Annotated in this window: 14 protein-coding genes; 4 read left to right on the top strand and 10 right to left on the bottom strand. The window is 43.4% G+C overall.

Annotated elements, in window-relative coordinates; all coding sequences use genetic code 11:
* Positions 1 to 152 precede the first annotated feature (152 nt).
* The 4 genes from H735_RS06695 to H735_RS06680 all read right to left on the bottom strand — a co-directional run bounded on the left by H735_RS06695 (position 153) and on the right by H735_RS06680 (position 3,362).
* Positions 153 to 668 carry a YchJ family protein gene (locus H735_RS06695; protein WP_020194966.1) on the bottom strand — a complete coding sequence of 172 codons (516 nt, stop codon included), beginning with the start codon at positions 666 to 668 and terminating at the stop codon, positions 153 to 155.
* An 87-nt stretch (positions 669 to 755) separates the two neighbouring features.
* Positions 756 to 1,970, bottom strand: coding sequence for an EAL and HDOD domain-containing protein (locus H735_RS06690; protein WP_027726595.1), 1,215 nt, complete (start codon positions 1,968 to 1,970; stop codon positions 756 to 758).
* A gap of 99 nt (positions 1,971 to 2,069) precedes the next feature.
* Complete coding sequence (gene lpxH / locus H735_RS06685; RefSeq protein WP_027726594.1) at positions 2,070 to 2,807, bottom strand: UDP-2,3-diacylglucosamine diphosphatase; 738 nt, start codon at positions 2,805 to 2,807, stop codon at positions 2,070 to 2,072.
* 60 nt (positions 2,808 to 2,867) lie between these two features.
* Positions 2,868 to 3,362 carry a peptidylprolyl isomerase gene (locus H735_RS06680; RefSeq protein ID WP_005437228.1) on the bottom strand — a complete coding sequence of 165 codons (495 nt, stop codon included), beginning with the start codon at positions 3,360 to 3,362 and terminating at the stop codon, positions 2,868 to 2,870.
* Between the two features lie 204 nt (positions 3,363 to 3,566).
* On the opposite strand from H735_RS06680, the gene cysS reads away from it, so the two are divergent.
* Positions 3,567 to 4,949, top strand: a complete 1,383-nt coding sequence (gene cysS / locus H735_RS06675) for a cysteine--tRNA ligase (protein WP_005437232.1) — start codon at positions 3,567 to 3,569, stop codon at positions 4,947 to 4,949.
* 84 nt (positions 4,950 to 5,033) lie between these two features.
* The gene (locus H735_RS06670; RefSeq protein ID WP_020194963.1) at positions 5,034 to 5,612 is read left to right on the top strand and encodes a thymidine kinase; all 579 of its coding nucleotides are present in this window, start codon (positions 5,034 to 5,036) and stop codon (positions 5,610 to 5,612) included.
* Positions 5,613 to 5,687: 75 nt separating this feature from the next.
* On the opposite strand, the gene H735_RS06665 is transcribed toward H735_RS06670, so the two are convergent.
* From H735_RS06665 to H735_RS06655, 3 genes are read right to left on the bottom strand one after another with little or no spacing between them, the layout of a single operon-like run.
* Positions 5,688 to 6,326 (bottom strand): YdcF family protein, encoded by a 639-nt coding sequence (locus H735_RS06665; RefSeq protein WP_020194962.1) that lies wholly within the window; start codon positions 6,324 to 6,326, stop codon positions 5,688 to 5,690.
* Entirely contained in the window at positions 6,323 to 7,150 is an 828-nt protein-coding gene (locus H735_RS06660) for an NAD(P)H-binding protein (RefSeq protein WP_005437244.1), read from the bottom strand. Before H735_RS06660 ends, H735_RS06665 begins: the two co-directional genes overlap by 4 nt.
* A 28-nt stretch (positions 7,151 to 7,178) precedes the next feature.
* The gene (locus H735_RS06655) at positions 7,179 to 8,051 is read right to left on the bottom strand and encodes a LysR family transcriptional regulator (RefSeq protein WP_020194961.1); all 873 of its coding nucleotides are present in this window, start codon (positions 8,049 to 8,051) and stop codon (positions 7,179 to 7,181) included.
* Between the two features lie 89 nt (positions 8,052 to 8,140).
* Here H735_RS06655 and H735_RS06650 point away from each other — a divergent pair, with 89 nt between their 5' ends.
* Positions 8,141 to 8,563: a PACE efflux transporter gene (locus H735_RS06650; RefSeq protein ID WP_005450737.1), complete on the top strand. Its 423-nt coding sequence runs from the start codon at positions 8,141 to 8,143 to the stop codon at positions 8,561 to 8,563.
* Between the two features lie 87 nt (positions 8,564 to 8,650).
* Here H735_RS06650 and H735_RS06645 read toward each other — a convergent pair whose 3' ends face one another.
* Entirely contained in the window at positions 8,651 to 8,887 is a 237-nt protein-coding gene (locus tag H735_RS06645) for a TIGR02647 family protein (RefSeq protein WP_005430269.1), read from the bottom strand.
* 299 nt (positions 8,888 to 9,186) lie between these two features.
* Here H735_RS06645 and focA point away from each other — a divergent pair, with 299 nt between their 5' ends.
* Positions 9,187 to 10,047 carry a formate transporter FocA gene (gene focA, locus H735_RS06640; protein WP_005450735.1) on the top strand — a complete coding sequence of 287 codons (861 nt, stop codon included), beginning with the start codon at positions 9,187 to 9,189 and terminating at the stop codon, positions 10,045 to 10,047.
* Positions 10,048 to 10,110: 63 nt separating this feature from the next.
* On the opposite strand, the gene H735_RS31340 is transcribed toward focA, so the two are convergent.
* On the bottom strand, positions 10,111 to 10,248 hold the full coding sequence (locus H735_RS31340) for a hypothetical protein (RefSeq protein WP_005450732.1): 138 nt from the start codon (positions 10,246 to 10,248) through the stop codon (positions 10,111 to 10,113).
* Between the two features lie 249 nt (positions 10,249 to 10,497).
* Positions 10,498 to 11,298, bottom strand: coding sequence for an ABC transporter permease (locus H735_RS06635; protein ID WP_020194960.1), 801 nt, complete (start codon positions 11,296 to 11,298; stop codon positions 10,498 to 10,500).
* Positions 11,299 to 11,657 lie beyond the last annotated feature (359 nt).

The following is an 11,657-nucleotide window of genomic DNA, read 5'->3' as shown; positions in this document are numbered from 1 at the left end:
AGTCCATATACAGAATGACGGTATATTTTCTAATGGCGCTGCAGTAGAGTTATTTACTTCAAACAGACACATATATTCACGTCATTCCGACGAACCTAGGCGAGATCAGGAATCTAATTAAAGCGAGCTCAATAAGCTAAGCGTGGATGATCTTACCCACAACACTTCTTAAACTTTTTACCGCTTCCACAAATACACGGGTCGTTGCGACCGACCTTTAGACTGCTTACTGGTTGGTTCAAACGCGGATCTTGTACTGGTTCTTCTTCTGGCTCTTCTTCAGGAAATGTACCGTCAATGTAGTACCAAAGCCCATCTTCTTTCACGAAACGAGAACGCTCGGTCATGCAGTAGCGTTTGCCGTCTTCGTCAAAGTAAGCGTTGAATTCAACAAAACCTTCATTCTCGTTACAACCCGCTTCAGCTTTCACTACCTCAAGCTTGCACCAATCGCTGTCGATAGATTGGGCAATGCCTTCACGTTGCTCTTCTGCATTACAGCTTGGGTGGTATGTGTTCACCACGTAATCCACTAGACCTAACACATGCGCGCTGTAACGAGAGCGCATTAGCTGCTCCGGAGTGGTGACGTCAGCGTGGTTATTGTGGGCAATTTCACAACACTGTTGGTAGGTGCGGTTAGAGCCGCAAGGACAAGAAGAAGCCATAAAATGAAATCTCGATTAATTAAGCGGTAAAAACAAACAACCCCACATAAGTGAGGTTGCAGGTATTCTTTGAGGCATTATAGCCGTTTAGGGCGTTTGAGACAGCAGTTCTTGAGCCCAAGCCGTGGATTGGCTAAACGCTTTGGCTAATTGTGGCTCAGTGAGTTTTAGGGCGGTACAGTATTTCTCTGTCATTTCCCAATCCGCTTTCTCGTACGCGATGATCATTGATAGAAGGTAACCCAAAACGCCTTTGTGTCCGGTTAAGGCATATTTGATGTCTTCATCGACTGGAATATCGCTGATCACATCTTCAAGAGGTTGATCAAGGAGAGAGCCTAACAGCGAAAACATTCCAGTAAGAAACGCCTGACCGGGATCGTACTTGGTGTGCATCTGACTCAACAGAATCTCACACATCCGTGCACGTTGAATTGCTAATGAATAGAGAGAATCAGGCTTGTCTTCATGCACCGAAGCAATCGCGACAAGTGAAATGAAACGTCTTAAACGGTCTTCACCAAGGTACACTAATGCTTGTCGGAACGATTTGATCTTCGTTGTGAGCGTGTAACCCGAGTTTACATAAGTCAGTAGCTTGTACGATAGAGTGACATCAATAGAGAACAAACGCTCGACCTCATTAAAGTCGATAGGTTTATCTGCGATCTCTTTACATAGCTGAATCACTGTTAGAAACGCGGGATTAAGGCGCTTCTTCTGAATCATTTCGGGTTTACTGAAAAAGTATCCTTGAAAGAAGTCAAAACCAGCGTCCATCGCTTGTTCAAACTCTTCATAGGTTTCAACCTTTTCGGCTAAGAAATCAATGCCAAAATGCCCTAAGGACTGAATGTAAATGGCCGCTTTTTCGATCGGTATTAAGCGAATGTCGAATTTTATTATTGCGACGTAAGGTAAAAACCGCTTCCAAGCTTTAGTTGGAACAAAGTCATCTAACGCAACGCGATACCCAGATGCATGCAGTTGTTTTATCGCATGAAGCAGTTCATCAGTCGGCTCACAATCTTCTAATACCTCAACAACTAATGATTCGTTAGGAAACAGGGTAGGAACGAGGTTAACCAAGCTTTGGTAAGGAAAATTAACAAAGCCGAGCTTGTCGCCCAGAGTACTGTAGTGTGTGGTAAGGAAATGATCAGATAGAAGTCGACTAGTAGCCAGCTCAGGTTCTACTTCTGGGAAGGTATTTTTCGGACCGTCACGGAAGAGAAGCTCATACCCTATGGTACGCTTTTCTCTGTCCAATATCGGCTGGCGAGCTACGTATGAATACTTCAATGCGGTACTTTGTTCTGTTTAACTGAGTAATACGATAATAGCGATTTTTTTCAAAATTTCTATGCTTTGCGCGTCAATCTTCAACACGCTCGACATGCTTTACTTCAATTCTGTGTCAAACGGTCGTGTTTGCAAGTCAAAATGGTCAGAATTTACTTTTAAAACTGAGCCTTGGGTATACCAATCGCCTAAAACAATACGAGTGTTTTTAGCACCGTTTAGGTCAAAAATATGTGTATTTGGTCGATGCGTGTGACCATGAATCATCAAGTTGACGCAATTTTGAGACAATACTCGCTCAACTTCGCCTTGGTTGACGTCCATGATGTCGAGAGACTTGTTTTTCTTGTCGTCTCTAATGTCAGATTGAACTTTAGCGACAATTCTTTTCTTAACGAACCATGGAATGCGATTGAACAACCATTGTAGCCATGGCTTGTGAACGGTTTTTCTAAACTCTTGGTATTTCACATCGTCAATGCAAAGCGTATCGCCATGTAGGATTACGGCTTTTTGACCATAAAGATCAATCGTGCAGACATCATCAAGTAATGTCATACCGGTTTCTTTACAAAAGCGTTTCCCGAGTAAAAAATCTCGATTGCCTTGGATGAAAAAAGTTGGCACACCCGTATCCGTCAGTGCTTTAAATTCTGCGCGGATTTGGTCTGCAAAAGGGGTGTTGTCATCGTCACCAATCCAGAACTCGAACAAATCACCAAGCACGTACAGTGCGTCGGCGTGGATCGCTTCATTACGCATGAACGTCACGAAACATTCCGTAATGTCTGGACGAGAAGGAGTAAGGTGGAGATCAGATATAAATAATGTCGTCATAGAAATAAGGGGAGGCTAAGCCTCCCCACAAACTTATCTCTTAATAGCAATTCTAAAGAATTACTCTTCGATTGTAGTACCAGTGATCATTACGTCTTCTAGAGGTACGTCTTGGTGCATGCCGTAAGAACCTGTGCTAACACCTTTGATCTTGTTCACGATGTCCATGCCTTCGATTACTTCACCGAATACACAGTAACCCCAACCGTCTAGGCTTTCGCTACGGAAATCTAGGAATGTGTTGTTGTTTACGTTGATGAAGAACTGAGAGCTTGCTGAATGCGGCTCCATAGTACGTGCCATAGCAAGTGTACCCACTTTGTTGCTAAGGCCGTTGTTTGCTTCGTTCTTGATAGGTGCACGTGTTGCTTTTTCACGCAGACCAGACTCCATACCACCACCTTGGATCATGAAGCCGTCAATAACACGGTGGAAAAGCGTGTTGTCGTAGAAACCGTCGCGGCAGTATTGAAGGAAGTTTGCGCTAGTTTCTGGCGCTTTCTCTTCGTTTAGTTGAATCTTGATGTCACCAAAATTAGTGTGAAGGGTGATCATGCTATTTTCCTTTACTGTGTTGTATTCAAAGAGGGATTCTAGCCTAAGTTAATACGCATGGAAAACTCAGGACAATGAAAATATACGCTTTGTGCTTGAAGTTTAGCCGATTATCGTTTTATCCGTTAATTGCTATTACCTAATAAGGTCGGAGTTGTTATACTCCTTCTTCTCGTAATTCATTCACAAGCATAGATAGAGATCATGTTAAAGATATATAACACACTCACAAGACAGAAAGAGGAATTCAAACCAATTACAGCCGGCAAAGTTGGCATGTATGTCTGTGGAGTTACCATCTACGATCTCTGTCACATCGGTCACGGTCGTACATTTGTTTCTTTCGATGTAGTGTCTCGCTACCTTCGTTACCTTGGTTATGACCTAACATTTGTACGTAACATCACTGACATCGATGACAAAATCATCAAACGTGCAGCAGAAAATGGTGAGTCTTGTGATTCACTGACTGAACGTCTTATCGGCGAAATGCATGCTGACTTCGATGCTCTGAATATGAAACGTCCTGACGTTGAGCCTCGTGCGACACAGTTCATTGCTGAAATCATCGAATTGGTTGAAAAACTAATCGAGCGTGGTTTTGCTTACGTTGCAGATAATGGCGATGTAATGTTTGAAGTTGGTAAGTTCAACGAATACGGCAAGTTGTCTAAGCAAGACCTTGATCAGCTTCAAGCTGGTGCGCGTGTTGATATCGAAACGGCAAAACGCAGCCCGCTAGACTTCGTACTTTGGAAGATGTCTAAACCGGGTGAACCAACATGGGAATCACCATGGGGTCCAGGTCGTCCAGGTTGGCACATCGAATGTTCTGCAATGAACTCGTCAATCCTAGGCAACCACTTCGACATTCACGGCGGCGGTTCTGATCTTCAGTTCCCACACCACGAGAACGAAATCGCGCAGTCATGCTGTGCACACGATACTCAATACGTGAACACATGGATGCACAGCGGCATGGTAATGGTAGACCGTGAGAAGATGTCTAAGTCTTTAGGTAACTTCTTTACTATCCGCGACGTTCTAGGTCACTACGATGCTGAGACCGTTCGTTACTTCCTAATGTCTGGTCATTACCGTAGCCAGCTAAACTACAGCGAAGATAACCTGAACCAAGCACGCGCGTCTCTTGAGCGTCTATACACGTCTCTACGTGGTCTGGATCTAAATGCTGCGCCAGCAGGTGGTGAAGAATACGTAACTCGCTTTACAGCAGCGATGAACGATGACTTCAATACACCAGAAGCTTACTCAGTACTTTTTGACATGGCGCGTGAAGTAAACCGCCTTAAGACAGAAAACCTAGAGAAAGCGAGTGAGCTAGGTGCGCTAATGCGTGAACTGGCTGACGTGATCGGTATTCTTCACCAAGATCCAGAAGCTTTCCTAAAAGGCGATGCAGGCGACGACGATGAAGTGGCTGAAATCGAAGCACTAATTAAGCTACGTAACGATTCTCGCGCAGCAAAAGATTGGGCTAACGCAGATATGGCTCGTGACAAGCTGACGGAAATGGGCATTGTTCTGGAAGATGGTCCAGAAGGCACAACGTGGCGTCGTAAGTAATCGAATCTTTTAAAAGGGCTGATGATTCAGCCCTTTTCTTTACAAGCTTTTATAAATTCTAAACTTTAACGAAGGTAGTGCTCTGTGGCTCAGATGTATTTCTATTACTCGGCAATGAACGCGGGTAAATCGACAACTCTTCTTCAATCTTCATTTAACTACCAAGAACGTGGCATGACGCCTGTGATTTTCACAGCAGCGCTAGATGATCGCTACGGCGTAGGTAAAGTGAGCTCTCGTATTGGTTTGCAATCAGACGCGCATTTGTTCCGTCCAGATACCAACCTTTACCAAGAAATCGCGGCACTGCATGAAGTTGAAAAGCGTCACTGTATCCTAATTGATGAGTGTCAGTTCTTGTCGAAAGAACAGGTTTACCAACTAACAGAAGTGGTTGATAAGCTTAATATTCCTGTACTTTGCTATGGTCTTCGTACCGATTTTCTAGGCGAACTTTTTGAAGGCAGCAAGTACCTGCTATCTTGGGCAGACAAATTGGTTGAACTCAAAACGATTTGTCACTGTGGTCGCAAGGCAAACATGGTTATCCGTACTGATGAGCACGGTGTTGCAATCAAAGAAGGTGATCAAGTGGCGATTGGCGGTAACGACCGTTACGTATCAGTTTGTCGTCAGCACTACAAAGAAGCACTTGGTAAGTAAGCCAATCTAGATAAGAGAAAGCCACCGAATTCGGTGGCTTTTTTATTGTCTGATTGTTGGTCGCTGAACGAAGGATTAAGCGAGACCAAATTCGAACTTTTCTCTCAGTGCTTGGTAAGAAGATTCAACGTGAGCAGGGATTTCTTGTTCTGTTTGAAAGCCTTTTTCTGGGTAAGTCTTCACACGAGAAAAATCTTCCATCAATGCTTCCAGTACCATCATCAGGGGCATTTCTTCGTTGATGTATTCAAAGAAAGGATGCGCAGTAGAAGTCACTTGGAGTTGTGAATAAGGCGATTGCCACTGTTTTTCAAAGGTTGCAATGGCGCGTCGTTCCATAAATGGCTTTTGAACCAAGATTAGAGAATCACAGCTAATCCCTTTTTCTTTCAACAACTGTTCGGTGAAGCGAACGTTCTCGCCGCTGTTACTGGATTTTGTCTCTACTAAAATTGCTTCACTTGGCACGCCCGCTAGCTTTGCGATTTCTGCGAATGTTTCTGCTTCGCTTTTGTCAAACAAGCCATCTGTAAAACGCCCTTCGCCACCAGAAAACACAATGAGTGGCGCAAGTTCTTGTTGGTAGAGTTTGGCCGCGTATTCGGCAACACGTAAGTCATTGCTGCACATAACAAATAAGCAGCTGGCAGGTTTTAGCTCTTGCTTGAGTTGCATGTAATCCCACAGGGTTTCAATGTGTTGATAAAGCTTCATAGTGCGTCCAGCGTTGAATTGAATTGGAACTGATAGCCAAGTGCGACAAGCTTGTCTGCTAGGATTCTTTTATCGGCGGTTTCTGTGACTGGTGGAAGTGCTATATCTAAATCGCTTTGTGTAATCGCCGCTTGGTAAAACTCGGCTTTGCTTACGGTATTTGGTGTTGTGGCGTTTACCACTTCGTTATCAATTTGATTAAGCGCGAAAGCTGTCGCGGCTACCGCGTCGTTTTGATGCACCATGTTTGCAGGCGCCTTACGGCTCACTTGTTTTAATCGCATTGCAAAGCGAGAAGGGTGGCGGTCAGAGCCAATCAAACCACTACAACGAACGATGGCATAGTCGATTCCGGAATCAATCACGTATTGCTCGGCTTGTAGCATGATGCGAGCGTTGTCTGAGAAGTGTTCGTTCGTTTGGGCTAAGGCGAGTGTGGCGTCTTCTTCTTTCATATCGACAGCAAGGTTTGGATATACCGTGGTGGAGCTCACCATGAGCAGTTTGTTTACACTGCTTTGTTTGGCTGCTGAAACTAAGCGTTGCCACTGCTGTGCGTACTCTTGTCCGTTGCCTTTACGAAATCCTGGTGGGAAAGCGCCAACAATGCGTTCAATTTGGTGTTGTTCGATAAGCTCAATAAGCTGTTGCTGTGAGTGTGGTTCGTTGAGATCGAGTAGAGCCGGTTGAACGGAAGTGAGCGGGAACTCATCTAGCCTAGTTTGGCTTCGACGTGTCACCGTAACTTGATGTCCTTGGTCAATCAAAGTTTGTGCAAGTGGGGTGCCTAACCAGCCTGCACCTACGATCAATGTATTTGCCATCTGTGTGTTCCTACTGTTAGCCCTGAGATCACTCAAACAGGGTTTGTAATTCTAATCTGGCTTGTTGGTGTAGGGGATCGGAATGCCATTTCTGATGTTGTATCAAGTCAATGTTGACCTGCCAAGCCAGCTTTGTGAATTCTTCGCCAATTTTGATCAGCGTATTCGGTGCGTAAGACACCAAATGCTCAGGAAGAAAGCACCAACCAAATCCCTTGTTCGCCAGTTCTAATAATATGTAGTAATCATCAGCGTACCAGATATCTGGGCTAAACGCCTGATTAAGGCCGCTTACATCTTCACTCTTTGAGCGGATAACGAGTTGACGATGTTGCTTGAGTTCATCGATGTTGCGGATCTTTTGTTGTGCGAGTGGATGCTCGGATGAGACAAATACATCAAAGCCGATATGACCTAGGTTAGATAGGTCGACGTTTTTAGGCATCTGTAAGTCACTTAATATAATGCCTGTGGTAGCACGCTCTGATTTAACCAACTCGATGATATCTGGACTTGAAGCCGTGAGACATTCCACTTGAAGGTTAGGAAATTTTTGTTCCAAATGTTTTAAAGCAATGGGGAGACGGGTTAATGGAATCCCCTCATCAACCGCAAGAACAAGCTTACTCGCTGGTGCAGAAAAGAGTTGAGATGCTTTGTTATTCAGTCGATCTAGTTGGCTTAAGGTAGCGAGGGCATAGGGCATCAACTGATGGCCTTTCTCGGTCAGTTTAGGATAGCGGCCTGTGCGGTCAAATAAGTCAACGCCACAATCGAGCTCAATATTCATGATGTGTTGGCTGATCACCGATTGAGCTCGCCCAAGCTTACGTGCTGCTGCCGAGAAAGATCCGGCCTCTGAAGTGGTAACGAAGGCTTGCAGTTGTTCAATAGTAAACATATCGCTTTTACCGATGGTATCTAACTTTTACTTATCTAAATGATAGATAAAATGCCAGTCATTGAGTAGAACTATTTAGGTAAAACATCATGACTCGTAACGAACGTATCTTTCACGCTGTACTATTTGAAATGATTGCATTGGCGATCATCATTCCTGCTGCTTCTTTAATAACAGGGAAGGGATCCAGTGACTTAGCAGTGGTGGGTATTGGTCTGAGTCTTTACACCGTAGTTTGGAACTACATTTATAACTTGTACTTTGACAAGTGGTTTGGTCCAAACCGTGAAGAGCGCAGTCTAGCGATGCGCATTGGTCACACTTTGGGGTTTGAAGGTGGATTAATCTTCTTGTCTATTCCGGTGATCGCGTGGTTTTTGGAAATCACTCTGCTACAGGCATTAGCGTTAGAAGCGGGCTTCTTAATTTTCTTCTTATTTTATGCAACGGGCTTTAACTGGGCGTATGATAAAATTCAACCATTTGGAAAAATGAGAAAGCTCATTGCTTAATATAGTGAGTCTAGATAAATTTAATTATCAAAAAAGCCACCGTTGCGGTGGCTTTTTTAATTCCGATACTGGTTTATTTAAATATCGTTATTCAGCAGAAAGGACTCGAAGAATTTTATCTGCGTGTTCTGCAACTTCGATACCTTCGTCAGTTAGATAACCGCCATCAGGTTGTGTACATAGTTGTTTTTCGTACAGACGAGCAACGGCTGCCTGCATTTCTTCAGAAGCTTCTTTGTGGACTTTGATGCCTGTTGCTGCGCTGCTTAAATCGAATTGAAGAAGTAGGTTCAGTTCGGCGATATGGTCAGCTGAATATTTCATAGGTAATTCCTTCGTACTTTTTTATCCAAGCTAGTCTGAAAACTAAGGTTGAGCAATAGAAAACCCTTAGAAATGTTAAGTGTAGCGCTATAGCTCTGATATAACGCGGAAATTTTATTCTACGGTAAACATTTGACCCAAATATTAATAATGGTTAGGACAATAACTCATAGTTGAATTTTATCGATTACCCTCTCAACAACAACAAATTTGGTAAACATGAAAAATAGCCCTTGAAAAAGTCTGGAAATGGAGCGATTATCCGCGCCTCGTTAATTGTTTCTAAATGTTACACTTCCATGAACTTCAATCAGTTTGACTCATTATTACCACCTCAGGCTGCTGAACGTGCCGCCGAAGTAGGTGTTGGCAAAGCAACTAAAGCTCCAATGAAATCTTTCCTGTTGGCAATTTCAGCAGGTCTTCACATTGGTATCGCTTTTATTTTTTATACAACCGTAACCACAGGTGCTGGTGATCTTCCATGGGGCATTACACGTCTTATTGGTGGTTTGGCATTCAGTCTTGGTCTGATCTTAGTGGTAGTAACCGGCGGCGAGCTTTTTACTAGCTCAGTTCTTACGCTGGTGGCACGTGCAAGCGGCAAGATTTCATGGAAAGCCTTAATGAAAAACTGGCTGGTTGTGTACTTCGGTAACATGGTTGGTGCGGTTTTGCTTGTTGTGTGTATGCTGATCACCAAACAGTACATGTTCGACGGTGGTCAAGTGGGCTTGAATGCGATGGCCATTTCGCAGCACAAACTGCATCATGGCTTTTTCCAAGCTGTCGCGCTGGGCATCATGTGTAACGTTTTGGTATGTATCGCAGTTTGGATGACGTTCAGTGGTCGCACATTGACTGATAAAATCGCCGTAATGATCTTGCCGGTAGCTATGTTCGTTTCTGCTGGCTTTGAGCACTGTATCGCTAACATGTTCCAAGTACCAATGGCGATCGGTATTAAATACTTCGCGCCTGAATCATTTTGGCAAATGACAGGTGCAAACATTGCAGATTACGCGGATCTAAACATGATGGGATTCTTAGTGAACAACCTAATCCCTGTGACAATCGGTAATATCATCGGTGGTGGTGTCTTCGTTGGCATGTGGTATTGGATGATTTATCTACGTGATGAAGACAAGCATCTGAAATAACTTTTTAAAAAGGCAAGCTAAATGGCTTGCCTTTCTTTTATCTAAACTTCGCTCAACCGATGTTTAAACCAGTTCTTCGTTGATGCCATATTCGTTTGGAATCCAATGAGACGTCATTTCTACCGGTTCCTGAGTCAGCCAATCAACGGGCGAATCTGACTGCAACTCATCGAAGTTTTCTCGTACGGCTAACCTATCCATGGTGCTCTCCCTATGTCGTTTAATTGCACTTTAGAAGAGTAAGATGACGGTTCAATGACCAATCAGTGACCATTAAATTTCGCAGTGTACAGTGGTCTCAAAGTTGCGCTTATGTTTCTGGTTGCTTATGGGTTTTCGGGGTTTATCCACATTTTCTGTGGATAACCTGTCTCAAAGATCGTGAGTATCTTTTTTGATCGAGAAAAATTCATAAAATGAGACGCTTATGTGATGACGAAGTGACCGGTTTTATGTTTTTTTCTTGTTGATAAACTTCACTTTAATACGTCCTTCTTTGGTTTGTACACAACTTAGTGTCATCTCTAAAGTGATCGCTACAGACACACTGAGCATGACAAAAATCGCCAGCATAATAACCAATTGATACTTGATGGCGACCATCGGGCTAGCACCACCTAAGATCTGACCTGTCATCATACCAGGGAGCGTCACCAAGCCTGTTGTCGCCATAGAAGCAAGAATTGGCGCAAGGGATTTGCGAAGGGCTTCTTGAAGAAAAGGGAAGGAGGCATACCTAGGAGCGGCTCCCAATGAGATGGCAGCCTCGTACTCTGACTTGCGTTGTTCGAAAGCGGTGAATAAGTTCTGCAACGCGACAATATTGCTGCTTAAGCTATTGCCTAACAGCATGCCTGCTAACGGAATCATGTATTGGGCATTGTAGAATGGTTCTGGCTTTACGAGACCTAAAGTGATAGCGGCAAGAAGAGGGACTAGACTGCAAGACAAGCCAGTAATCAGTGGGAGCATGAGTGGTTTCTTCGGAAGATTAGCTTTGCCCACAATTGAGCTTGCTCCGACGACAACCATAATGGATAACCACAGTAAATTTACGAGTAAGCTATTTAGCTTAAAAAGGTATTCCAGATACACACCAACCAAAATGAGTTGCACTGTCATTCGCGCAACACTCATCGCTGTATCTTTCGCAATTCCTAATTTATAGCAAGCATTGATGGTGAGTGGAACAATAAGAATCAAACTAAAAAGTGCAAGCTCAAACCAATTTATATCGACAACTTGATTCATAAACCTTCTCCCAAAATCAATGCTTTGATTCTAACGAAGTGGCATAGGTTTATGAATTGCTAAGCTCTGTTTTTTCGCAATCTCATCGACAAAATGATCGCTAAGACTTCGTGAAGTTTTCTTAACATAAAGATCACAAAGTATTGTCTTTAGTCGAAAAAATAGCGATTTAGTAGCACGAAAAAATCCATAAAAATGTAAACAAAGTTAATCTCATGTTGTATTCTTAACATGTTTGCAAAAGACTTATTTTTTCACATCTATTAATATTCTTTCACAAAGAATATCAATCAAACACATCTCTGGATGAGCTCAAAAAAGTGTTGGATAACAAGGGCTGGAGCGTCAGATTTGATTGA

Origin of the sequence: Vibrio owensii CAIM 1854 = LMG 25443, assembly GCF_000817815.1 — a bacterium.
Classification (GTDB): domain Bacteria; phylum Pseudomonadota; class Gammaproteobacteria; order Enterobacterales; family Vibrionaceae; genus Vibrio; species Vibrio owensii.
This window is presented reverse-complemented; position numbering and strand designations above follow the sequence as displayed.